We start from the raw sequence: 22759 nt of genomic DNA, 5'->3' as shown, positions 1-22759 counted from the left end.
CCAGTGACCCCTTCCATCATGTATAGCCTCCATTTCAGAGCATGGCAGCACGCGCTGGGTCATCAGCATCGTATGAAACCATGGCCAGTGGTACTGGATAACGCAAAACGTGAGGACCAGTTTGCAGAGGCAACGCCATAATTTTACAATCGACGCAGTGAGTTAATAATGACGTTAATTTGAGGCCACCAAGTGCTGAAACACTCAATGGGAAAAAATAAGGCACTCGAAAGCGACTCGGCAATAAGAAGCGGCAACTCGAGCTGAAAAAATACTTTGATAAAAAAGTTTGTTAACAAAACTACGGCACAAAAATTTTCCATTATAGGAGAAAACAATGACTGAAGGGCGTATTCGTTTCGCCACAAGCATACTAAGCCGCCTCGGTGAAGAACTTAATCCTAACATAGACCAAGGAATAATAGAGTTAGTAAAAAACGCTTACGATGCAGACGCCAGCGAGTGTCATGTCTGGCTGGAAAATGACGAGCACGGACATCCCATAATTCGCATTCAAGATGACGGTGCAGGAATGTCTCCAAGTGAAATTATTGACGGTTGGCTTGTATTGGGAAAATCCTCTAAACAAACCAACATCACGACCTCCCGAGGTAGGCGCCCAGCCGGGAATAAAGGTCTGGGGAGGCTAGCCGCGTTACGTCTAGGTCGGGTGGCGACGATGTCGTCTCGCCCAACCGATGACTCACAAGAATATAAGGTCAGATTCGACTGGGACCATTTTGATCATGCCAATACAATCGACGAAATTGATATTTCAATTATTGATTCACCCCGCGAAAAAGGGGCGCAAAATGGTACAACGATTGAAATTAGGAATCTTAGGAAACCCATCAGTCGAATGGAAGTTAAGCGCCTAGCACGATCTATGATTCTCCTAGCCGATCCCTTCGCGGTGGGAATCAATTCTTTCAAACCATTTCTGCACACTGAAGAATTTGATGACGTAGCCCGATACGTAAGTGAGCGGTATTTCAGTGAAGCGGACTTCCATTTAGTAGCTTCAAATGCCAATGGCTGGGCAAAAGCCCAAATATTAGACTGGCAAGGTAATGTACTTTACAGTGCGACACATGAAGAACTGCGACAAAAAAACACAAATAAACAATATAGCGGACCAGACGCATGCTTTGATCTGTGGGCATTTAACCTATCAAAAAATACGTTTAGCACTCGCTTAGCCACACTTGGGGAAGTGAAAGGTTGGCTTCAGCAGTTCGGAGGGGTACACGTTTATTCGAATGATCTCCGAGTTGCTCCATACGGCAATCCTGGAAACGACTGGCTCGATATGAACCTTGCCAGGGTACGCAGTCCTGAGGAACGCCCTTCAACTAACAACTCAATTGGTCGACTATATATAGATGATCAAAACGGAATTCTAATTCAAAAAACAGACCGCTCTGGATTCATTGAAAGCCCAGAATTTGATGAACTCCGAGAATTTTCCATAGACGCTTTGGAATGGATGGCCAGACGACGGTTGGAAGCGGCCGAAGCTCGTAGACGCAAAGCTGCAAAAGTTACTCAGACAGCTACGCAATCAAGCAAGAAATCGGTCCAAGAAAAGATATCAACCATTAAGGATGTTGATAAAAAGGAGGAAGTCGAGGATGCTTTTGCCCGCTACGAATCGGAGCGCAACAAGGAAGCGGAAGCGCTCAAGCGTGAAGTTCAGCTCTACCGGACGCTGAGCACTGCCGGCATTACAAGCGCCACCTTCGCACACGAGTCAAACGGAAATCCTTTAAAGCGTATAATTCTGGCTAAAAATGCAATTGATTTCGGCCTGCAACGTGAACTTCCTGAATTGTACAAAAAGAAATATCGTCCACCTCTTGACGATATCGCTAATGCGACGGAGTCCCTCAATGTTCTTGCAGCCGCAACATTGCGTCTTATTGATCATGACAAACGCCGGCTGGCACGTATCCAATTAGACGCGGTAGTCAAGGACGTGATCGAAACCTATAAACCTTTTCTAGACGGACGTGCCGTCGAATTGACGGCCTCACTCTCCGAAAAAGCTCCCTATCTCCAAGGTACTGCCGCCGCATTAGAAGCAATTATAACGAACTTAATCAATAACAGCTTATCGGCTTTTGATAGACATAACTCAGAGTCTCGCCGAATAAATGTGCAATCTTCTGTGCGTTCTGGAGTTTGGGAACTTACGATTTCGGACAATGGACCTGGCATTAAAGATATATCCCTCAAGGACATTTGGCTGCCTGGTGAAACGCGAAGGCCTGGAGGAACGGGGCTAGGATTGACAATCGTCCGCGATGCGGTATCTGACCTGGGGGGAGAAATTAAGGCTATAGCCCACGGCGATCTCGGGGGAGCTACTTTCATTATAAAGTTCGACATTTTGGGGGATTAAGCTTGATACAGTCAGTGGCAGAGGTACATAGCGTGATGCTGGTTGATGATGATCCGGGCGTCCGTCAAGGATTAAGATATCAAGTGGAGTTCGCTGATATGACGCCAGTGGAAGAATTGGGACCACATTTAGGAGACCTTAGTAGTTATTTACAGCGCGGCGTACGTGCAGATGCGGCAATTAGCGATTTCCATCTTTCCCCTAAAGGATACGCCCCGTTTAATGGAGCGGAATTAGTGGCGGGCTGGTATAAGCAAAATTTTCCAAGTTTATTATGCACTAGATTTGAAAAAGCTCAGATCGATATCATTAGGCCCCATCGTAGATGGATACCTACGTTACTTTCGCCGGATGATCTCAATCCTGACTCTCTTCAAACAGGGTTGAATATGTGCATTCGCGAGATATCCAATGAATTTATTCCTGCTCGTCGCCCATGGCGGGCACAAGTTCATTTTATAGAACCTGACCCGGACGTTCATGGTTTCTATTTTCTGGAGCTTCCGGCATGGCAACGATCGGAGATTATTCGCTTTCGACTCGAGGACATTCCCGGAAGAATACGTGAGAACGTTGCCCCTGGGTATAGATGTTTTGCTACATCTAATCTAGGAGCGGAAGATGTCGATGATATATACGTTTCGGAGTGGGAATCGTGATAACGCCAACGGAACCCGATAATGATCAAAATTTTTGGATCGACATTCTTGATGTCGGACACGGAAGTTGTGTTGTAATATCAAACGGTACATCAACAATTTTAGTTGATGCCGGACCTGGCTCTCCCATTCTTGAGTATATGCGGGAACAGAATATTTATGAAATTGAGACAGCCGTGATTTCTCACGCTGATCAGGACCATATCGGTGGATTAATTGCTATCATAGACTCAGGTATTCCTGTGCACAATATATATTGCAACGGCGATGCTGCAAAATCCTCAAAGATGTGGAAGGCACTCGTTTATTCACTTGATGATTTACAACGACGTGGCGTTACCGCCGTACTTTTTGAAGCCGTGGAAGGGGCTGATTTTAAAAGTCCCTTCGAGCAAGTTGAAATCGAGGTTATTGCACCTCGATATCGTCTTTCGAGGTTGGGGGCGGGATCTACTGATAAAGCAGGACTCGCAATATCAACCAATTCCGTTAGTGTCGTGATTAGGGTTCTTGTTGATGGTAAACCACTTCTTTTGTTGCCTGGCGACTTAGATTACGTCGGATTTTCTCATTTATCAGATAGTGGCGTGGATATTCAGGCCGATTATTTAGTTTTGCCCCACCATGGGGGTATGTTGGGGTCACGTTCTGTCACAGATACAATGGTAAAAGCACTATGTACTAGCGTTTCTCCAAAGCAAATTTTTGTTTCTAATGGGCGTACCCGGTTTGATAATCCTCAGCCAGGAGTAGTTGGGGCTATTAGACAGGAACTTCCGACGGTCCAGATTGCCTGCACTCAGCTTTCTCGACGATGTGCCCCTGAAGAAGTTGTGTCCAGAAATGACATCCCAATATACTCCGCTGGTGCTGCGCGTGGTTTATGTTGTGCAGGCTCTTTGAGGCTTACACCGAGTGACGGCATAACCGTTGAAAAAGATTTATCTGATCATGCTGCATTTGTAGACTCTCATGCTCCAACTGCTTTATGCAGGCTGCTCTAAGTAGTCTTTTCGCAGTTTTAGGTGTATTGAGCGGCGCGGCTTTGGCCGAGTATGGGTCGAGTTCTACCGATGTAGGCTTTTACGTCCCCCACCCGGAAGTCCTCAACGTGTCAGACGCCACCTTGCCTGTCTTAATTTGATCAGGACAGGCCGCGTGGCCAAGTTCGGTCTTGCGCGTGGGGCAGATCAAGATGACCTGCCCCATGGCCCGCTTACCCCTGTGGGTGTGAAGATCGGCGCATCTCATCGAGAGGCTCCGACCATGCCACGACCCTTTCCCGCCGAGTTCCGCCTGCGCGCTGTCGCACTCGTGCGAGCCGGCAAGACCATCACCGCCACCGCAGCCGAACTCGGGATCAGCACCGGTGCGCTGCACAACTGGGTCCGCCAGGACCAGATCGACCGCGGCGAACGGCCCGGGCTCACGACCCAGGAGTCGGCGGAGCTGGTGAGGGCGAAGAAGCGCATCCGGGCCCTCGAGGCCGAGGTCGAGATCCTCAAACGCGCCGCGAAGCTGCTCGGGGAGGACCGCCCCGACCCAAAAGGATCCATCCGGTGATCGACCAGCTCGTCGACGCCGGGCACCCCGTCAAGGTCTGCTGCCGGCTGCTCGGGGTGAGCAGTCCCGGCTACTACCAGTACAAGAACCGGCCTCTCTCGCCCACAGCGATGCGCCGGCAGTGGCTGACCGGGCTGATCCGGGAGGTGCACACCGCCTCCCGGGGCACCTACGGCTCCCGCCGGGTCCACGCCGAACTCACCCGCGGCATGGACGTCGTCGTCAGTGAGAACCTGGTGGCCGTCTTGATGAGTCTCGCCGGGATCGCCGGGCTCCCAGGCCCGGCCAAGGTGAAGAAGCTCAAAGGGATCGCCACCGCCGATGACCTCGTGCACCGCAAGTTCCACCGCCTGGCGCCCAACGAGCTGTGGGTCACCGACATCACCGAACACCCCACTGGGGAAGGCAAAATCTACTGCTGCGCGGTGCTGGACGCCTTCTCCCGCCAGATCGTCGGCTGGTCCATCGACAACCATCAGGACTCCTCCCTGGTGGTCAATGCCCTCGACATGGCCATCAAGAACCGTCGGCCGGCACCGGGCGGGATCGTGCACGCCGACCACGGCGTGCAGTTCACCTCTTGGGCCTTCACCCGCCGCATCCGGGAGGCGGGCCTGATGCCCTCCTTCGGGACCATTGGCGATGGCTACGACAACGCGATGATGGAATCCTTTTGGTCGTCCATGCAGATCGAGCTGCTCAACCGGAGGAGATGGCGAACCCGGATCGATCTGGCCAATGCGATCTTCGAGTACATCGAGATCTTCTACAACCGTCAACGCCGTCACTCACAGCTGAACTACGAATCCCCGGTCACCCACGAACTACGCTACGTAGCACCATCTATCCCTGCCTGATTTTCAGACCTCGCGGGGTAAGCGAACCGTGGGGCAGGTCAAGAAGTAAAGCAAACCCGGGGCAGTCCCGACAGCTTGGTCTCCCACATCCAAAATGAACTGGCCCCCGGAAGCTGGACGAGGCAGTCCTCACCCTCAACAAGGTCCCCCACAAATATCCGGAGTAGATTCGTAAGTGCGAACATCGCCGTCGTCGAGGGGACACGAACATGACGAGCCAACTGCCGGGCACATGGCGGGAACCGCACCGGGAGGAACAAGTGCCTTTCGAGGAGGCGAAGGAACTGTGGGCCGAGCAGGCGTTTCTTAAGCTCGAGTCCGTCGCTTCGACGTATGGCGGCTACATCACCTATCAGGAACTTGGCGACCATTTGTTCGAGACCACCAAGGTACACACCACAAGTTTGCTTCCGCGGTGGATCAGGCACCCGCTCTACCGGGTGCTTGAACAGTGCAAGGAACGCAACCTGCCGGCGGTCACCGCTCTTGTCGTGCAGAAGGGATCCGGGAGGGTTGGCCCCGGGTTTAACTTCTGGTTGGAGCTACAAAACCGCGGCCCTATTGACAACGAAGAGGAGCTTGAAGCCGCTGCGGCCAAAGAGCGGCTCGCGGCCTACCGCCTGTACTGCCCCATCGTGCCAGACAATGCGGTGGCCATGCCCACACCCCAACTTGCAAAAAGGATCAATGCGGGAAACGTCAAGTGGCCATGCGCCCCACCGCCGTGCTCGAGCTGCGGTAGACCGTTGAAGTTCTATAAACCCTGTCTCGTCTGCAATTGATAGTACGTAGATCTTGCGCCGCCATAGCGAGGGGCCGGAATCCAGGGTATTGGCCCATCATCGCCGATGCAGCCGGGAAGCCACCGTCCCGCGACCATGGGGATCGAGAAATTTCCCGGTAGGGTAATCGGTGTGCAAGTGCGCTCACGGCCATTTTCAACGCCCTTACTTCCCCCGAAGCATGGGAGAGGAGATCAGCCCGGACATTCCGAGGCGTGGGTGCACTTCGGCGTAAGACATGACGAGATCAAATGAAAGGTGCTGTGATGGCCCAGAGCGTGCAGATCATTTTGGAGGACGACCTCGAGGGTGGTCCGGCGGATGAGACCGTCCAGTTCGGTCTGGACGGCCGGCAGTACGAGATCGACCTGTCGACCGCGAATGCGGAGAAGCTGCGGGAGGCCCTGCGCCCCTACGCAGCCGCTGGCCGGCGAGCCCAGGGCAAGACTGCCCGGGCCACCGGGCCCCGTTTCTCCGCTGGTGGTAACCCGGAGACGGCGAAGATCCGGGCGTGGGCGAAGGAGAACGGGTACGAGGTTTCCGACCGCGGCCGGATTCACCAGTCCGTGAAGGACGCCTACTACGCCGCCCAGTAGACCCCTCATTCCCCCACCCGGACACCCCCTTGGGCCTGTCCGGGTGCTCCGCGACAGTAGGGTCTGATGCCGGCGGCCACGTCCGCGGCATCACCGGGGAAAGTTTCGGGGCAGGGCTCGAGCACGGGGATCCGTCACCGTGGTCCCTCCGGACGGTAAGCAGCCGGTGACGGGCTGACGGCCCGTTGCCGGCCACGGTGCCCCCGGGACGCCCCGCGTCCAGCCTGGACAGCGCTGGTCGTCCCTTCGGCCCCCGATAATGACTCCTGCTGGGGGTCAACCCTGGCTCCTGACAGGAAGGTGCGCGGGCACCCGCCTCAATCGAAGACCCACGGAACCACCCACCCCACCCCGCCGCCTGTCCCCAGAATGAGAGAACCCGGCCCACCAGCAACGGTGAGCCGGGTTCCTTCCTCGCCGACCATGGGAAAGCCGCCCGCGGCCGCCCCCCTCCCCTATCGGGGGCCGGGGTGTTATCGGTCGAGCTGTTGGGCGTAGGCGCGCACCGCCTTCTCGATCACCGCACGGGCGGTGCCGTCGTGCTCGGTGAGCTCCTCGATCAGATCGGAGACGTCTTGGGCCACCCGCACACCGAGCTGGATCGTGAGTTCCCGGCGCGGCCGGCCACGCCCGCGCTTGGGCGCAGCGGCCGTTGGTTCCGCCACCGGTGCCGCCTGCACCGGCGGGGACGACACCACTGGTGTCGCGGGCTGGGGTGAAGTAGCGCGTGGGGGTGTGTAGTCGACCGGGTCGATGTGCTCATCCGGTGCCGGGCGGGGCCGACGACGCTGGAGTGAGGCGGGGCGCTCGGGCTTGTCGGTCATCGCAGCACCTTCTTCGCGATCGCGGTGTACGCGTCCAGCACGCGGGCGCCTTTGCGGTATTGGCCGTACCACTCCCCTTCAGATCCGTATCTCCTGGACGATGGCCCGGTCCGGGATCAACGGCTCCAGGAACAACCCCGTGGCCCGCAGCTCCTCGAGGCTGGCCACCGCCGCCCGACTCATGATGGTCCCTTTCACCCCACCGACCACGATGCCGGCCTCGGTCAAGGTGTCCGGAGCACCCAGCTGCTGGCGGTGCCGGCGGAACTGGGCCACCGTGCGCCGGGCCCCGTCCACCCCGTCGATGCCATCGCTGGTGGCGGTGGCGGCGTAGCCCAGGGTGTCCGCCGCGTGCAGCGCTACCCCGGGAGGGCTGTCCGGCTCAAGGTGTGCCGGTGAGTTGGAGGAGGGCGGCGTGCACCGCCTGGGCCTTCGGCGTCCTCATCGCCTGCAGGTGGACACAAATCTGCTGGACTGCCCGCGGGTCCAGGCGGTGACCCTCGGCGCTGTCCCGGCACACCGTCCAGTCCACCGCGGCCGCATAGCGGTCACTGATCACCGGCTCGTGATCGGGGCAGTAGTGGTGCAGGGGCGCTGCCGTCAGCTCCGGGACGGTGGCCGCCGTCCAGGCCACCACCGGAAGCAGGATCACGGCCTCCTGACCGCACCCACTCACCTCACAGGCCACCCCCCACGTCATGGCACCACTGTGCCGGGGCGAACCGGCCCATGAACAGAAATCCGTGCATCTTCATGCTTTATGAAGCCAGTCCCCCAGCGCACGCAAGGGACTGCCCCGACTTCCGTTGCCTCTCGGGGTTGATAGGTTTCAGGCGGCTTTGAGGCCGTGATTGATGGTCTCGAACTCGACCGGGTTGAGGCGACCGAGGCGGCGTTGCCGGCGCCGGCGGTGGTAGGACCTCTCGATCCAGGTCACGATCGCCAGCCGCAGCTCTTCGCGAGTGGACCAGCGCTGACGGTCTAGTGCCACCTCAGGCAACGTTTGCCCTGTCCGCTACCGGCACCTCGGGGCGATGTCCCCCGTCGATATGTCCGCGCGTTCGGGGCACGGCCAGCCCGGGGCAACGCGACCCCGAGCCGTCGTTCCGCCGCGAGGGAGCGGCCAACGTGCCAGGACAAATCACGTCAAGCCGTAACTCGTAAGGGCCGGTATCGCAGGGCGACCGCCCCCGACCGGAACTCATGGCGGTCCACGAGCTCGAGCTCGATGTGCTCACGCAGACCGGCGAGCAACGTCGGCCCGTGCCCGGCAAGAACCGGTTGCACAACGAACTCGTACTCATCGATCAGTCCCAGATCCGCCAACGCCGTCGGGAGCGTCACACCCCCCACCCACAGGCCATCGCCCGACTCCTGCTTGAGCCGCTGAACCGCTTGCCCCACGTCGCCTCGCACCAGCTCGGCATTCCAATCGACCCCGCTCAGCCTGCTCGACACGACGTACTTCTTCGCCCCGTCGATGGCCTCGGCGAACGGGATCTCCCACTCACCCATCCAGTCCGGCCACGTGCCCGTGGCCGACTTCCGCCACGCCGACTCCATCATCTCGTAGGTCACCCGGCCGAACAGCAGTGCATCGACTCCTCGTCCGGAGAGAGCCCTGCCTCGTGATGGCAGCAGCCATCGAGCGTGACGTTGATCGAGTATCGAAGTGGTCTCATCTCGTTGTTCTCCCTTGATGCGCGCCCCGCGTTCACCGGGACGTACTCAGACGACTGCCGGCGCCATTTTTCACCGGCGCCCCGATCGCACCTACCTCAACGCCGTCGTGATGCGAACCAGACCGCAGACCGAGCGCGCGACCGATTCGGCGCTCGAGGTGTTCAGGTTCGCAACGGGACGGCGCCCATCACGCTCGACTTCGATGCACGGTGCCACGTCACCTACCGTCGGCTCAGGGCAACGACGAACGTCGCAAACATTGCCTGACGCGGCCCTAGCAAGCAATCCAATTCGGATTTCACAAGGAACCACTTATTGAATATAGAGGCTGGATGTAAGACATCGACTCGACAAAATACACGCGCTAATGAAGCCCGTTTCCCTCCTTAACGGGTGGGCTTGTTGGGCAACCGCTTGGGGGCCACCGGCAGGGTGCCGCCGTTGCGCTCTCTCGCTTCGTAAATGGCGATGCGCAGGGCCTCGGCGGCCAGTTGGCTCACGGACTGCATCCGCCCGGCCCGTCGGTCGATGCCGGTGGTCTCCTCCATCCCAGCGATAGTGTCCACAGGCAAGATGAAGGCGCGATTGACGCCGCGGTTGCCTTCCTCCGGGTCCGGATGAGCTTCAGCCAGTTGGGCACGGTCGGCGGGGGTCCGTCCGATATGGGCATCCAAGGCTCCTGCAATCCAGCGGGCGAAGCTGCTGGGCGGGTCGGTGAGGATGTCCAGATCAGCCACGTAGGCGGACTTGGCCCCTTCCAAGGTGCCTTGGCGCAGATACAGACCCAGGCGGGCGGTACCGGCCGGCAGCGTCTGGGACCGACGCGCAGCGCCACCATTCCTGACGGTCCCGATCGACTCCCCGGTCGACTCCGCGACGACAGGTTCTGAGACGGGCCGCTCCCCCACCGGCTGTGTCGGCGTTTCCACCACAGGGGCAACAGCAGGCTCGGAAGACACCTCAGAAACGGATTCCATGGTGGGCTCTTCGAGGGGCCCGGTAATGGCGGCCTTGTTGCGGTCTTTGAGGGACTTGCGCGCGGGCATCAGACTCGAGCTCCCGTGCTGACGGCGATGATGGGGGCCACGGCGGATTTGTAGTCGGCGGTGACCTTGGAGGATGGGTCATAGACGGACACCGGCATCCCGGCGGTGTAGGCGTCACGCACGGACACTGCCTCACGCACCGGTGCGGTGACCTTGCCCGGATGCATCTCCTCGAGCATCTCCACCACCTCCTTGTCCAGGGTCCGGCGCCCGTCATAGCGGGTGGGCACCACCCAGGACACGGCCAACCCAGGGCGGATCCGGCGGGCCAGGCGGGCCTCAATGACGTCAGTGAGTCGGGTGAGCTGATCCAGTGCCTCGACCTCACAGGCCACCGCCGCTACCACCACGTCAGCAGCAGCCAACCCCGCGAGGGTCAGCCCGGACAGTGCCGGCGGGGTGTCGATGACGATGTCATCGAAACGGTCCGCCACGGTGGGCAGGTGATCGCGCAGGGCAGTCACCAGGTCCGGGACCTGGTGGGTGTCCATGTCAGCTAGATCATGGGTGCCGGCCAGCACATGCACCCCCGGAACAGTCGGGCTCGGTGCTGCGGCATCGGCGGCAGTGGCTGCCCCGGTCAGCACCTCGGCAGCAACCGCGGTGACTTCGCTGTCATCGGTGAGCCCGAGTCGCGTGGTGAGGTTTCCCTGTTGGTCCAGGTCGATGGCCAACACCCGGCGTCCAGCCGAAGCCAGAGCAGCTGCGATTTCTGCAGCTGTGGTGGTCTTGGTGGAGCCGCCCTTGGACAAGGCGACGGTATAGACGGTCATGCGTGGGTGCCCCTTTCGGTAGTACCGGCAGTTTGGAAGTGTCCAACCTGTTGCGTGTATTCAATCTAGCGCAACTGACCACTATGAGTCGTCAATCCTAACCCTCGCGTCGGGAGCGTATGAGTCGTGGATGCATTCTCGCCAATCCCTGTCCCTCCCCCCCCCCGACAGGCATGCCGGTACGCATTGAAGACAAAAGACGATGCACGTATCCCAGCTGAGTCCAATCTCGTTGCCTCGGAGTGTGCAGCCCTCTCGCCCCGGGCCTGCCCGCAGTGGGCGAGAGGGCTGCACACAAGGTAGGCAGACGTCGCCCCTCGAGAACGACGACCTATGGAGTTACTGTTGCTACGAGATGCAGTGCGTATATTCACTCCAGTGATTTTGGTGATTGCAGTGATTCTATCGACATAGGCCTGCCGGCCTCCCCATCGACCGCCGATGCAGGCAAGGTAGCGAAAGTCTCGCTGGAAGCGTGGCCCAGACCCTAGCCCGCACAGAACAAAGGCCCCCAGATTATTCTGGGGGCCTTACCTGGTTGCGGGGGCAAGATTTGAACTTGCGACCTCTGGGTTATGAGCCCAGCGAGCTACCGAACTGCTCCACCCCGCGGCGACCGTCTGACTATATGTGCCGCGAGGCGTTCGCGCACATCGAAGACGACGGTCCAACCTCAGAGGCCATCCGTCGCGGCTTCACGCTCCGACCGGCCAGTTTACATAGCCTTTGCTGCGTCTATTCAATCTAACCATGTATAAAAATAGATTGAATAAAGTCTCTAACGTAAATAGAATACCCATACGCTTCAGAGTAGTACTCGTCCCGGAAGGACTGACTCAAGCAACCAAAATGGAGCACCCTGCCCTAAACCCTCGCAGACCGAAGAGCGATGTCCCGGTGGTGTAGGCAAAAGATGTCGCCCATGCCACGCCATGTCTATATTCAATGCATGCATTGCTCTGTGTTTAACGCATCCCATACGGCCTCTCATCCGAGGGGAGTGGCTGCCCCTAGGCGACAGACCCTCCCTCCATCACCCGCCTCCCCGGTACGGCGTTTTCAGAGGGACCTCCTGCGAGGCGAGCACCAGGACCATGGAAGGCAAAGCCATCCCCAATCACCAATAGTGCACCGTCAAATATATTGAATATAGGAAACACAATGTAGTACTTGAATGATCCCCTCCCGACTCCAAGGAAGCGTGGGGAGATCGGTGCAGCACTCCATTTGCCGTGCTGATCAACCCATGTGCGGAGGCGCCCTTGCTCCTCGTGGGCAATCATTTCGGAGGCCCGCCAGGGCCGAGGAAATGAGCGGCAGCCTTCGTCTCTCGCCTGAACCCCCCTGCGCGTCCCTCTCCATGCACCCGAGGCCGCCGAGATAGACCATGACACTTGTAGGCGCCTCGCGCTGAGGTCCGCCCTGCGTAGCACGGCTGGGAGGCAAGTTAAGGTCGTGGTCGGCGAGCTGGCCGCTGTGATCGCCGCGGCCGGGTCGGCCCCGGATCAGACATTGCATGATGTCCAGTGGTTGCGGGGCTGGCGCGAGGAAGCCGTACACGGAACCCAGGAACTACGGACCGAGCGGACTACCGCCCGGGACAGGGTGCGCACCTTGGAAGCGGGAGCACAGATCGAGTCGTCCCAAAGGTTTTGGTAACGCCACCACTAGATTCAATGGAATGAATAGACTTATTTGACTGCACAGGAACTATGGAATGCACTGCGCTCAGCTGACGGTGCGTAGTTCGTTCCAGTCGGTGGTGTACCTGGGGGAGAGGTCTGCTTGGTGGTTGGCCCAGGGGGCAGGGGAGTGGGCGCCGGTGTGGCCCAGGCCAAGGGTGCCGGTGCCAAAGCGGCGGTTGACCGCGTCGATGAGCTCCCCGATCGGGGCGGGCTGCTCGAGCACCCCGGGCAGGACGGGCACCGACCCCTCAGGGGCGAGGTCCACGCAGAGAATGCCGGCGCGCATGTAGGACATGCCGTGCATCAGCTTGGGTACCAGGGCTGCCCGGGCCGCGGCCACCAGGGGAGTGGGCTCGTTGGTGGGCACGGCCAGGCGCACCTGGGTGGAGACGTTGTGGGTGGGTCCGGGCCGGTGCGGGGAGGTGGTGGCGAAGACGGTGAGGCGCCCGGTGACCTCGCCTTCCTTCCGGAGCCGGCGGGAGGCGCGTTGGGCGAACTCGGCGACCGCGGCCCCGACGATCTCTGGATCCCAGATCGGGTCCGGGAACGATCGGGAGACGAGGATCTGCTGCTTGGTGGCCACCTCGTCCTCGATGGGGATGGCAGGGAAGCCATTGAGCTCCAGCACAGTGCGCATCTGCACCACGGAGAACTTGTCCCGGACGACCACCGGGTCCGCATCGCGCAGCTGGGCGATGGTCTGGATCCCCATTGCTTCCAGGCGCTTGGCCAGCCGCCCCGCGATCCCCCAGACCTCGGTGACCGGCAGGGCCTCCATCAGCCGGTCCCAGTACCCCTCCGGGGCCTGGTCCCAGTGGACGACCCCACCGGTGGTGGGCATCTTCTTCGCGGCCTCGGTGGCGATCTTGGCCCGCGTTTTCGTGCTGGCGATCCCAATGCTCACCGGCAGTCCGACGTTGCGGACCACGGTGGCTTTGAGCCGGCGCGCCCACCGCACCTGCTCGCCCGGGGTGCCCTCGGGTGGGAGGAGGAAGCACTCGTCGATGGAGTACACCTCCTGGCCCAGCGCGTGGCGGGCCAGCAGCAGCATCACCCGCTCCGACAGATCCGCATAGAGCTGGTAGTTGGAGGAGCGCTTGATCAGCCCCCACCGGGCGGCGTCGGCGCGCAGCTGGAACCAGGGGTCACCCATCCGGATGCCCAGGGCCTTGGCTTCGGGGGAGCGGGCGACCACGCACCCGTCGTTGTTGGACAGCACCACCAGCGGCTTGCCCGCCAGGGAGGGCTCGAAGAGCGCCTCGGCCGAGGCGTAGAAGTTGTTCACGTCCACCAGGGCGATCACCACACACCACCACCGTCTTGGTCAGTGGACGTGGCGGATCCCGTAGACCACCACACCCCAGACCACCAGCTCCGACAGGGAGGGGACCTCCACGTCCGGATAAGCCGGGTTCTCCGGGTGCAGCACCACCCGATCCGGATACACGTGCAGGGTCTTGATGGTGAAGTCCCCATCCAGCACCGCGATCACCACACTGCCGTGCCGTGGGGTCAGGGAGCGATCCACCAAGACTTCGTCCCCAGAATAGATCCCGATGCCTTCCATCGAGTCCCCGGTGACGCGGAAGAGGTAGGTGGAGGTCACGTCCCGGATGAGGACCTCGTTGAGGTCGATCCGCCCGTCCTCGAAGCTGTCCTGGGCCGGGGAGGGGAACCCGGCCGGCACCCGGACCAGGACCGCGTTCACCAGCACGGGATCGTCGATGGCCAGCGGCACGGGGGGTCTCATACCGCCACAATAGAACACATATTCGATACATGAACAACAGAACACGGAGAATGGGTATATATATACGTACTGCCCGGTGCTGGTGCTCCGGAGTCTGGTCCTCGGCCCGGACACCCCAAGAACGACACCCCGCCACGAGCCCGGTAGCGGTTAATTCGGTGTGATCGGCGCAATATTTCCCCGGGGTATTGCTCCTGGTCAGCGGCATCGTCCACAGTGGGGGAGAGGATGAGCGGGACCCGCCGGGGGGCGAGTCCCAGGTTCTACCTCAGACCTCCAGGTGCGCCCTGCCGGCAAGAGACAACGGAGTCCTGCCGGTGGATGCGACCAGCGCGTGCGCTTCAAGGTCGATGGTGGAGGCGGTACCGGGCCGGGGGGCCCGGTACCGCCTCCACCCACATCCCCCGCACCCGGACACCACCACCGACAGATTCTGGTCATCCCGGACAGGGCGGTGTCCCGCTCGGCAGCCCCCGCCGACCGCCGCCCCGTCGAGTGCCTGCAGTGTCGTGACTCGTCCGCCAGACAGGCCATCGCGCAGGACCGATCCCGGGGGACGGTGTGGTGTTTGGTGCGGATGCCTAGCCCGGACCGGTAGCACGGGGGAGGGGAGCGTGGCATGTTCGCACGGGTGAGTGCTTATGAGGGTGGGTATCCGCAGGACTACGACGCCGGCCTGCAGGCCCTGCGCACGGAGGTCGTTCCTGAACTCCACGGGCTGGCCGGATACCGGGGTGCGGTGAGTCTGGTCGATCGGGCCACCGGCCGGAGCCTGTCGATCACCTACTGGGCCGACGAACACGCCCTGGCCGCCAGCCGGTCCACCGTGGAGGCGATCCGGGAGCGGGCCGCAGCGACCTCCGGCTCGCGCATCCTCGAGGTCACCGAGTACGAAGTCGGCCACACCGACCTCCCCCCACCCCCGCACGTTCTCCCGTAGGTTCCAGCGCCCCGGACGCACCACGGACCCGTCCCACCCACAGCTGGCCCCGAGCTCACCGCGAGCCCCAGCAGGCCACGACACTCCAGATCACTCCGCGCCGGCGGCCCCGGTCCGCCGAGTAGCCTCGGCCAGGCCGGCCGCGTAGGCCGCCGCGAATCGCTCCCTGAGCGGACGCCGCGCCACCGACACCTCATCAGCCGACCTAACCGCCACACTCTCCACCTCGCCACCCTCGACGGCGGCCTCGGCCGCTGCCTGCCGGGCCGCATAGCGGGCTGCGGCCGCCACCGCTTCGGCCCGGCGCTGCTCGGCCTCCGCCGCGGCGCGTTGGTCGGGGGAGCGGTGCGGGGTCCCGTCGGCGTGGGTCCAGGCCCGCAGTCGGGCGGCGAACCAGGCCCCAGGGTGCTCGATGCCGGTGAGAGCGTCATGGGTGTAGCGCACCCCGGCCGGAGTCCAGTCCAGTGCGTGGAGCACATCAGCGACCGTCCAGCCGGCCTCGAAATAGGGCTTCGCGACCGCCACCGCGTAGGCGGTGGTGATCCGCCGCAGCACCAGCGCATGGTGCTGGAGTTCCAACCCCGCCCAACGATAAGCCTGCTTCCAATCCGACCGGGCCGCCCCCACCTTCGAAGGCTGAACCGTCGCATGAGTTGGCCACAGCGGAGCTGTTCGCTTCGCAAGGGCGGCTTGAACCTCCCGCCGCTGCGCGGCGGCCTTGGCAGAGGGCCGCGGCGCAGCCGCGTCCTTTGGGGAAAGGCTTTCGCGCGCGTGCGGGGGAGAACATACCCCCTTCGGGGGGACCGGGCCGACATTTATATCCACAACCGTTGCTGCCTCCTCTGAGGTGTTCTCGGCCGGCGTGGGCGCCGGAGCCGGAGGTGCTGGGACAGTGAGGGCGTAGACGGGCGCCTCGCCCTGCTTCTTGCCCGTGGCCCGCGGGGTGTAGGCCGCGGAGCGGCCGGTGGCCACCACCGCCAGCAGCCCCCAGTCCTTAAGCCGGCGGATCATCCGCCCCACCGAGTCCTCGTGCACACCCAGGCGCTCAGCCACCCATCCCCAAGTGGTGCGCCAGGTCCGTGAGGCCGGGTCCTGCTGCAGGGCAATCACCTCGACCAGAGCGGCCATATTGGACCGGCCATCGGCACGCATCAACTCCAGGGCCGGGTGCTCCAGCACGGCACGCTTCCACGCCACCACGTGCCGGGCCAACCGGCAGCCCTTGGGGACGGCGCGCAGCACCACGGCCTTGGCGCGTTCGTAGGCCACCCGCACCCGTCGACGGTGCGACGGCAGCTCCGCGGGGGCCTCGAGGGCAGCCTCGGGGGAGGAGTGTGACCGAAAATCGGCGCGGTTGAGTGACGAGGGGTCCATTTGCGGACGCGCCTCAGGTACACTAGGGGACACAACAGTCCCCTGGTATTGGGTTCATGACAGGTTCCGATTCAGTTAGCTGTTGAAACGGCTGTCTAGGTCGCCAAACTTGCGACAGCCGGATGACTTCGACGGCCCGCCCTGCCAAGGCGGGCCGTCAGTCGTTTAAGCAGAGTTAGCCAGCGGTAGGCGCGGCTCCTCCCTGTTGTCGAGCTTGTTGGGTCGTCCCGCATCGCGGTCGATCAAGGCACCGATGTACTCGGCCATGCTGAGTCCCGTTCGATGAGACGCTTCGACGGCCGCGCGATGCTGCTCAGGAGACACACGCGTGGACAAAGCCACTTTGTGTCCTTGCAGCTTCGGTTGCTGGTACTCGGTCATGAAGTCATCGTTGCACACCGCAACCGCAACCGGTAGCGGTGTGGGGTGTGTCTCCACGATTTCTTGGCCCCCTTGATTCTGAAATCTGAGGTGGTGAAGATGCGCTGAAGGCTCCCGCCTGTGTGTATCGCATCAACCATACAGTCTTTTGAACATGTTCAACATAAACATGTTCAAGTTCCAGGTAGCCTGAAGGGCATGTCTTGGCTAGGGGGAACTGTTTCCCGTTCCGACTCCGATGTGCTGGCTGAACTGCCGGACCATCTCACCTGGGAGGGTCTTCATCTAGAGGTACAGCGTCGGCACGGCAAGCCCATCCACATCAAGCCTGCGCCAGCGGGGTTGGGTCAGGACGTCACGGGGCTGTGGTTGGAGAAGGCTGAGCGGTCCTGGATTTTCCATGCTGCCGGCGAGAGCGAGCTGCTGCGCCGGCACGTGATCCTGCACGAGTACGGACACATCCTCCTCATGCACGGTGGGTGCGAGCTGACGCTGGGGAATGCCTTCGCCCACATCGGGGGCTCCCGGCGGATCAAGACCCTTCTCGGGCGTTCTTCGACCTGGACGGCCCAGGAGATCGCGGCAGAGAACGCCGCTACGCGGCTGGCCGCCAGGCTGACCCAGCAGGTGGATCCTCTGCTCGAGGCCTTCTGATGAGCCTCGGAGCGGTGTTGAGTCTGCTCAAAGCTGTGGCGTGCCTCTTCGCCGCCGTGGCAGTGCTCGTTCGTCTGCCACGAGTGGCGCGGCGACGCCGAGTGGACTTCGTCTGGGTGGGCACGGCGTTGGCAGCGCTGGCCTTCTCGGCCAACGGGGTCATGGTTCCCGAACGGACCGTGGATGCGTGGCTGGGCGGGGAGAACATCTTCCATCTGGTGCGCAATCTGCTCGCGCTCAGCGCCGTGTGGTGTCTGCGGGCGGCCCTCGTCCAGTCCCTGCAGCGCAGGGACTGGAGCCGTTCTCGGACATTACGGGAGGCCGCCCTTGGCGGTGCCTTGCTGCTCGGGCTGACAGCTGCTTTCTTCTCGATCGACCGGGGCCCGACCTCGGGTGCGTTCATCCCGGACCACCTTTCCCAGGGCGGCACACTGGTCTACACGCTGCTCATCATGGCGATGGGAGGCTGGAACGCCGCCGATGTCGCCCGTGTCGCCTTCCGGGAACTCACCCTGCGCCAGGGTGGGCACGACCGCCTGTTGCGGCCTGCCCTACTCGGCCTGGGCGTGGGAAGTTCTCTGCTCGTGCTCGGCTGCACGCTCGAGGCCGGCTACGCGCTCCTCGGGTATTCGAGCACGTGGGATGCTGTAGCTGTGGCCTTGCGGGCCTCGTTCGGCCCCGTCTTCCTGCCCGGGGCCGTGCTGGTGTGCTTAGCCGTGGCGTGGCTGGGTCTCTACGCCCAAGGCCGGCGCCTGAAAATGGGTCTGCGCATGGACATCCTGAGAATCGCCCCGGTGTGGGTCCAACTCGGCGCGGACCGGTGGAGTCCTGGCGGACGCCCTCCCGGCTGGCGCAGCGCCCTGTCGGCCGACCCTCAGAAAGTTCTCTACAGTGCCGTCATTGCCGTCGAAGACGCCCTGCGGACAGAGAACGTGAGCCTGTCGGAGCAGCAACGGTGTGCCCTGCACGCCGCCGAGAGGAGATTTGAACTCACATCATGAGCACCTCGATCGTCGTCCCCCGCTGGGAGAGAACCGCCACCGAAGCCTTCCAGCCACCGGTGCTGCTGGCAGCACTGCTCATCGCACTACCCTGGGGGGCGAACCCAACTGCGGCCTCGCTGTGGTGGGGAATCAGCGCGGCCCTGATCGTGTGCGGGGTTCCGCTGGCCGTGGTCCTCATGCTGGTGCGCCGCGGGGTCCTCACCGACCACCACGTGAGCGTGAAGGAGCACCGCCGCCCGGTAATGGCCGGGGTGCTGGTGCTCGTGCTCAGCTACCTGGCGGCGGCAATCCTGTTGCAGGGACCAATCGAAATCGTGGCGCTGCTCGTGGCCACATTCCTGGCCGGACTGGTGATCGCTGTAGTGAGTCCGTGGTGGAAGATCTCCGGTCACGGCATGATGATGGGCGGAACTATTGTTGCCCTGACAACATCATGGGGTGCCGTCGGTCTGCTATTCGTCCCGGTCGGGATTGCGGTGTGCTGGAGCCGCATCCGGCTCCAGGACCACACCGGGCCGCAGGTGATCTCAGGCTTCATCTACGGGCTGGCCTTCCTGGGCAGCATTTATGCCTGGATCGTGACATGAGGGGAAAAGACGTGGGGGACACCAACCGGGAACGGTCAGCCCAGATCTTGGCCGACAAGATCAACCTGCTGTTGGACACCCTGCGCACCGAAGCCGGCCAGCCCTACGACTTCACCACGATCCAGCAAGGCCTCAAAGACCGCGGCGTGGCCATTTCGCGCACGAAATGGCACTACCTCAAGACCGCAGACACCCGGGTGCGCCCCGACGAGAAACTGCTCCGGGCGCTGGGGGACGTGTTCGGAGTGGACTCGAGATACCTCGTGCAAGAAGACGGTCCCCTCCCTCAGCAGGTCGAGCAAGAACTCCACACGGTGCGCGCCCTCCGGCGAGCCGAGGTCCGCAACTTCGCCGCCCGAGCCCTCGGCCAGATCGACCCCGAAGGGCTCCAAGCCATCCTCGAAGTCATCGAGAAAAACGAGGCCCGCACCCGGGATGACCCCCGGCATTAGAGAATCCGTTTAGATCGCAACATCCACAAATGCACCAACGAGCCCCCTCCTCAAGGGACAGCTGGACAATTTAGCAGATTTGGGGCCAGCGATGGCTGATGGATTCAAGTTGCAAATCGAGGTTTGGCTGTCGGTGGCGCTATTGACCAATAGGCGAAGGACCTGTAGTAATAGTGTAATTTGCTACTATGCTACAAGCAGGTGTCCTGCGTAGAGTAGCAGCTTAAACAGAATCTAGCTCACAGACCTACTTTTTCCACATCAGGGCTAGCCAACCAATAAATCAACTCATTCAAAAAATTCACTAACTAAAATTCTTTAGATGAAAAAGATGTGAACAGGAGAAATATCAATGGAACCAGTATCACTCATACTAACAGCATTGGCCACAGGAGCTGGAGTCGGCATGACTGATGCAGCTAAAAATGCCACTAATGATGCATACCAAGGACTCAAGAATATGATTTCGCGGCGATTTGGCGGAGATGCTCAAGCCGAAACCACATTGGCCATGTTTGAAAGCAATCCCGATGAGACTATTGCTGGTTATCTAAGGCCTCATTTGGTTGACCACGAAATCACATCGAATCCAGAAATCCTGCTCGCTGCAGAAAACTTACTCGAATTGGCCAAAAATTCCACAGAAGACAATATAAGTACAGTTCAAATTAAAGGGAACATTGAACAGCGCGCCGACCGAGGCGGGGTAAATCAAATTGGAGGAACCGCCGGATCAATTAGCACAAGTTTCACGGAAGGACGAGAAAATTCATAAAGGGCCCCTCCGACGCCCACAATGATGGATTTCATATTCGAGAGTGTTTAGAAGATTAGCTCTTTGTACTTTCACGTTGGTGTAGCACTTTCGAGGTGAGCGTGCCACTGCCGGTGGCGAGGCGTCGGGGCCTCCAGGATGGGAGGTGCTGAATCAGCCGTTCCTCCGTAAGGCCTCGACATATCCCATGCTAGAAGTGCGCCCGCGTGTGCGCTGTTCAACCTGCCCGACGTCCATGTGCTCACCATCGAGGACAATCCGACAGCGATGGCGCTGGCGATCGAAACGACTTTCGGGCCTGCGGGCTGTCTTGGCTACGAGGTGGTCGCGGTCGCCCTGGGGCGCCGGGAATACCGCCTGCACGACGTGCCGGCCTTCGGCACGCCGCCCGGTGCGACGGGGGTGGCGTAAGCGTCTTTGGCGCTGCCACAAGACGGCCTGTGCGGCGGTGACCTTCAGCGAGGTTCGCGAGCTGGCCGCCCCAGGAACTATGCTGACCCGCCGGGCGGTAGCGGGGCCACCGACGACGTCTTGGCCCACCACGACACCTCGGTTTCGACCTTGGCCCACCAGCTCAGGGTCTCCTGGTGCACCGCGTGGCGAGCGATCCAGCTCGAGCCCCCATGAGCAGTGCCGAGCGCCTGGTTGAGGTGGACGCCCTGGGAGTCGATGAGCACATCTGGCGCCACATAAGCCCATCAGGAATCGGGGTGGTCACCGGGATCGTAGACCATAGCCTGGACGAGCACGGGCGGGTGCGGGCCCGGCGGCTGAAGCTGGTCTCGAGTTGATCCGGTGCTGCCTACGCCGACGGACCGGCTGAGGGGGCGAGGCGTTCACCGGCGGCATTCGTACGGCAAGGCTGGACCCGTTCCACGGCTACGTCAACGCCATCCGTGACGAGCTCCCGGAGGTGATATCGGTCCTGGACGCCTTCCATGTGGTCAAGCTTGATGGTCAGATGGTGGACGCGGTGCGTCGCCGGGTGCAGCAGGAAACCCAGGGCCACCGCGGACGTGCCGGGACCCGTTCTGCGGGATCCCCCCGCTCTGCAAATCGGGGCCGAGCACCTCGCCGAGAAGCAGCTCCGCCAGCTGAACACGAAGCCGGCGGCCGGGAACCTTCACCACGAGGTCACCCTCGTTTGACACTGCTATCGGCAGCTGCGGGCCGTCTACCACGTCAGGCCCGAAACTGGTCGCCGGCTCGTGGCAGCGTTCCCGACCTGCCCGACAGCGGAAACCGAGTGCTATCTAACGCCTCCGATCTGCTGCGAGGCTCCGAAATACTTCCCCCGGTGAAAAATGTGCGGTTAATAGAAGCTGACTACGCCTTCTGACTACGCCTTCGTAGTTTGAAGGAGGCTAGGGGGCACGGTGATGATCTTGCCAGGATTGAGCCGCTGCCAGTACGGCCGCGGTGTCCTTCTCTCCGAGATCCGATCTCGCCACCAACGCTTCCAGGACATAGCCGGCCTCCGGCCCGCGGTGCTGGTCCAGCCAAGCGTGAGCGGCCGCCAGCACGGCCGCAGTGTCTTCCTCTCCCAGGTCCGTCCTCGCCACCAACGGTTGCAGGACATGCCGAGATTCGGAGCCGGCATACTGACCAACCCAGGCCAACACTGCTGCCAGTACGGCTGCGGTGTCCTTCTTGCCCAGATCCGTTCTCGCCACCAACGCTTCCAGGACATAACCGGCCTCCGGCCCGCGGTGCTGGTCCAGCCAAGCGTGAGCGGCCGCCAGTACGGCCGCGGTGTCTTCCTCTCCCAGATCTGTCCTCGCCACCAACGCCTGCAAGAGGTAGTTGGCCTCCGGCTCTCGGTGCTGGTCCAGCCAAGCGTGAGCGGCTGCCAGTACGGCTGCGGTGTCCTTCTTGCCGAGATCCGTCCTCGCCACCAACGGTTGCAGGACATGCCGAGATTCGGAGCCGGCATACTGACCAACCCAGGCCAACACTGCTGCCAGTACGGCCGC

Annotated in this window: 23 protein-coding genes, 1 tRNA gene and 3 pseudogenes; 14 read left to right on the top strand and 13 right to left on the bottom strand. The window is 61.2% G+C overall.

Annotation, left to right across the window (positions count from 1 at the left end):
• The first annotated feature begins 337 nt into the window (after positions 1 to 337).
• The 6 genes and pseudogenes from ACH9D3_RS16760 (at position 338) to ACH9D3_RS16735 (ending at position 6858) form a co-directional block, all read left to right on the top strand.
• Positions 338 to 2401, top strand: coding sequence for an ATP-binding protein (locus ACH9D3_RS16760; protein ID WP_396411794.1), 2064 nt, complete (start codon positions 338 to 340; stop codon positions 2399 to 2401).
• A gap of 32 nt (positions 2402 to 2433) precedes the next feature.
• The gene (locus tag ACH9D3_RS16755; RefSeq protein WP_396411793.1) at positions 2434 to 3060 is read left to right on the top strand and encodes a hypothetical protein; all 627 of its coding nucleotides are present in this window, start codon (positions 2434 to 2436) and stop codon (positions 3058 to 3060) included.
• Positions 3048 to 4064, top strand: coding sequence for an MBL fold metallo-hydrolase (locus tag ACH9D3_RS16750; RefSeq protein ID WP_396411792.1), 1017 nt, complete (start codon positions 3048 to 3050; stop codon positions 4062 to 4064). Before ACH9D3_RS16755 ends, ACH9D3_RS16750 begins: the two co-directional genes overlap by 13 nt.
• Before the next feature lie 262 nt (positions 4065 to 4326).
• Positions 4327 to 5480, top strand: a pseudogene (locus ACH9D3_RS16745) (IS3 family transposase).
• Positions 5481 to 5689: 209 nt separating this feature from the next.
• Positions 5690 to 6262, top strand: a complete 573-nt coding sequence (locus tag ACH9D3_RS16740; protein WP_396411791.1) for a hypothetical protein — start codon at positions 5690 to 5692, stop codon at positions 6260 to 6262.
• 266 nt (positions 6263 to 6528) lie between these two features.
• Positions 6529 to 6858, top strand: coding sequence for an Lsr2 dimerization domain-containing protein (locus ACH9D3_RS16735; RefSeq protein WP_396411790.1), 330 nt, complete (start codon positions 6529 to 6531; stop codon positions 6856 to 6858).
• A gap of 473 nt (positions 6859 to 7331) precedes the next feature.
• Here the strand turns inward: ACH9D3_RS16735 and ACH9D3_RS16730 are convergent, their stop codons facing one another.
• The 10 genes and pseudogenes from ACH9D3_RS16730 to ACH9D3_RS16685 form a co-directional block, all read right to left on the bottom strand.
• On the bottom strand, positions 7332 to 7682 hold the full coding sequence (locus tag ACH9D3_RS16730) for a hypothetical protein (protein ID WP_396411789.1): 351 nt from the start codon (positions 7680 to 7682) through the stop codon (positions 7332 to 7334).
• Positions 7683 to 7760: 78 nt separating this feature from the next.
• Positions 7761 to 7979: a hypothetical protein gene (locus ACH9D3_RS16725; protein ID WP_396411788.1), complete on the bottom strand. Its 219-nt coding sequence runs from the start codon at positions 7977 to 7979 to the stop codon at positions 7761 to 7763.
• Positions 7980 to 8064: 85 nt separating this feature from the next.
• Positions 8065 to 8334 carry a hypothetical protein gene (locus ACH9D3_RS16720; RefSeq protein ID WP_396411787.1) on the bottom strand — a complete coding sequence of 90 codons (270 nt, stop codon included), beginning with the start codon at positions 8332 to 8334 and terminating at the stop codon, positions 8065 to 8067.
• 177 nt (positions 8335 to 8511) lie between these two features.
• Positions 8512 to 8667 (bottom strand): annotated as a pseudogene (locus ACH9D3_RS16715) (IS3 family transposase); the annotation flags it as partial.
• Positions 8668 to 8828: 161 nt separating this feature from the next.
• Positions 8829 to 9364: pseudogene (locus ACH9D3_RS16710) on the bottom strand (dihydrofolate reductase family protein).
• A gap of 387 nt (positions 9365 to 9751) precedes the next feature.
• The gene (locus ACH9D3_RS16705) at positions 9752 to 10411 is read right to left on the bottom strand and encodes a hypothetical protein (RefSeq protein ID WP_396411786.1); all 660 of its coding nucleotides are present in this window, start codon (positions 10409 to 10411) and stop codon (positions 9752 to 9754) included.
• The gene (locus ACH9D3_RS16700; RefSeq protein WP_396411785.1) at positions 10411 to 11184 is read right to left on the bottom strand and encodes an AAA family ATPase; all 774 of its coding nucleotides are present in this window, start codon (positions 11182 to 11184) and stop codon (positions 10411 to 10413) included. Before ACH9D3_RS16700 ends, ACH9D3_RS16705 begins: the two co-directional genes overlap by 1 nt.
• Positions 11185 to 11719: 535 nt before the next feature.
• Positions 11720 to 11796 (bottom strand) — tRNA-Met (locus ACH9D3_RS16695).
• A gap of 1116 nt (positions 11797 to 12912) precedes the next feature.
• Entirely contained in the window at positions 12913 to 14175 is a 1263-nt protein-coding gene (locus tag ACH9D3_RS16690) for a Y-family DNA polymerase (protein WP_396411784.1), read from the bottom strand.
• A gap of 18 nt (positions 14176 to 14193) precedes the next feature.
• Positions 14194 to 14619, bottom strand: coding sequence for a translesion error-prone DNA polymerase V autoproteolytic subunit (locus tag ACH9D3_RS16685; protein WP_396411783.1), 426 nt, complete (start codon positions 14617 to 14619; stop codon positions 14194 to 14196).
• A 631-nt stretch (positions 14620 to 15250) separates the two neighbouring features.
• On the opposite strand from ACH9D3_RS16685, the gene ACH9D3_RS16680 reads away from it, so the two are divergent.
• Positions 15251 to 15559 carry a hypothetical protein gene (locus ACH9D3_RS16680; RefSeq protein ID WP_396411782.1) on the top strand — a complete coding sequence of 103 codons (309 nt, stop codon included), beginning with the start codon at positions 15251 to 15253 and terminating at the stop codon, positions 15557 to 15559.
• A 90-nt stretch (positions 15560 to 15649) separates the two neighbouring features.
• Here the strand turns inward: ACH9D3_RS16680 and ACH9D3_RS16675 are convergent, their stop codons facing one another.
• Entirely contained in the window at positions 15650 to 16828 is a 1179-nt protein-coding gene (locus tag ACH9D3_RS16675; RefSeq protein ID WP_396411781.1) for a hypothetical protein, read from the bottom strand.
• A 270-nt stretch (positions 16829 to 17098) separates the two neighbouring features.
• Complete coding sequence (locus ACH9D3_RS16670; RefSeq protein ID WP_075872786.1) at positions 17099 to 17314, bottom strand: hypothetical protein; 216 nt, start codon at positions 17312 to 17314, stop codon at positions 17099 to 17101.
• 240 nt (positions 17315 to 17554) lie between these two features.
• Here ACH9D3_RS16670 and ACH9D3_RS16665 point away from each other — a divergent pair, with 240 nt between their 5' ends.
• The 7 genes from ACH9D3_RS16665 to ACH9D3_RS16635 all read left to right on the top strand — a co-directional run bounded on the left by ACH9D3_RS16665 (position 17555) and on the right by ACH9D3_RS16635 (position 22125).
• On the top strand, positions 17555 to 17968 hold the full coding sequence (locus ACH9D3_RS16665; protein WP_396411780.1) for a hypothetical protein: 414 nt from the start codon (positions 17555 to 17557) through the stop codon (positions 17966 to 17968).
• Entirely contained in the window at positions 17968 to 18969 is a 1002-nt protein-coding gene (locus ACH9D3_RS16660; RefSeq protein WP_396411779.1) for a hypothetical protein, read from the top strand. The genes ACH9D3_RS16665 and ACH9D3_RS16660 overlap by 1 nt, the downstream gene beginning before the upstream one ends.
• Positions 18966 to 19559, top strand: coding sequence for a hypothetical protein (locus ACH9D3_RS16655; RefSeq protein ID WP_396411778.1), 594 nt, complete (start codon positions 18966 to 18968; stop codon positions 19557 to 19559). The genes ACH9D3_RS16660 and ACH9D3_RS16655 overlap by 4 nt, the downstream gene beginning before the upstream one ends.
• 47 nt (positions 19560 to 19606) lie before the next feature.
• On the top strand, positions 19607 to 20011 hold the full coding sequence (locus ACH9D3_RS16650) for a hypothetical protein (RefSeq protein WP_396411777.1): 405 nt from the start codon (positions 19607 to 19609) through the stop codon (positions 20009 to 20011).
• Between the two features lie 352 nt (positions 20012 to 20363).
• On the top strand, positions 20364 to 20786 hold the full coding sequence (locus ACH9D3_RS16645; protein WP_396411776.1) for a hypothetical protein: 423 nt from the start codon (positions 20364 to 20366) through the stop codon (positions 20784 to 20786).
• A gap of 237 nt (positions 20787 to 21023) precedes the next feature.
• The gene (locus ACH9D3_RS16640; RefSeq protein WP_396411775.1) at positions 21024 to 21197 is read left to right on the top strand and encodes a hypothetical protein; all 174 of its coding nucleotides are present in this window, start codon (positions 21024 to 21026) and stop codon (positions 21195 to 21197) included.
• A 436-nt stretch (positions 21198 to 21633) separates the two neighbouring features.
• Positions 21634 to 22125: a transposase gene (locus ACH9D3_RS16635; RefSeq protein WP_396411830.1), complete on the top strand. Its 492-nt coding sequence runs from the start codon at positions 21634 to 21636 to the stop codon at positions 22123 to 22125.
• Positions 22126 to 22150: 25 nt separating this feature from the next.
• Here ACH9D3_RS16635 and ACH9D3_RS16630 read toward each other — a convergent pair.
• A partial coding sequence (locus ACH9D3_RS16630; protein WP_396411774.1) for a hypothetical protein occupies positions 22151 to 22759 on the bottom strand: 609 nt, incomplete at its 5' end.

Source organism: Kocuria kalidii, from assembly GCF_044462225.1.
GTDB lineage: Bacteria > Actinomycetota > Actinomycetes > Actinomycetales > Micrococcaceae > Kocuria > Kocuria kalidii.
This window is presented reverse-complemented; position numbering and strand designations above follow the sequence as displayed.

Excerpts from the sequence above, each read along its gene's own strand:
- ACH9D3_RS16660 (WP_396411779.1), top strand. The coding sequence starts at position 17,968 with ATGAGCCTCGGAGCGGTGTTGAGTCTGCTCAAAGCTGTGGCGTGCCTC.
- ACH9D3_RS16735 (WP_396411790.1), top strand. The coding sequence starts at position 6,529 with ATGGCCCAGAGCGTGCAGATCATTTTGGAGGACGACCTCGAGGGTGGT.
- ACH9D3_RS16670 (WP_075872786.1), bottom strand. The coding sequence starts at position 17,314 with ATGACCGAGTACCAGCAACCGAAGCTGCAAGGACACAAAGTGGCTTTG.
- ACH9D3_RS16685 (WP_396411783.1), bottom strand. The coding sequence starts at position 14,619 with ATGAGACCCCCCGTGCCGCTGGCCATCGACGATCCCGTGCTGGTGAAC.
- ACH9D3_RS16730 (WP_396411789.1), bottom strand. The coding sequence starts at position 7,682 with ATGACCGACAAGCCCGAGCGCCCCGCCTCACTCCAGCGTCGTCGGCCC.
- ACH9D3_RS16700 (WP_396411785.1), bottom strand. The coding sequence starts at position 11,184 with ATGACCGTCTATACCGTCGCCTTGTCCAAGGGCGGCTCCACCAAGACC.
- ACH9D3_RS16705 (WP_396411786.1), bottom strand. The coding sequence starts at position 10,411 with ATGCCCGCGCGCAAGTCCCTCAAAGACCGCAACAAGGCCGCCATTACC.
- ACH9D3_RS16655 (WP_396411778.1), top strand. The coding sequence starts at position 18,966 with ATGAGCACCTCGATCGTCGTCCCCCGCTGGGAGAGAACCGCCACCGAA.
- ACH9D3_RS16645 (WP_396411776.1), top strand. The coding sequence starts at position 20,364 with ATGGAACCAGTATCACTCATACTAACAGCATTGGCCACAGGAGCTGGA.
- ACH9D3_RS16740 (WP_396411791.1), top strand. The coding sequence starts at position 5,690 with ATGACGAGCCAACTGCCGGGCACATGGCGGGAACCGCACCGGGAGGAA.
- ACH9D3_RS16760 (WP_396411794.1), top strand. The coding sequence starts at position 338 with ATGACTGAAGGGCGTATTCGTTTCGCCACAAGCATACTAAGCCGCCTC.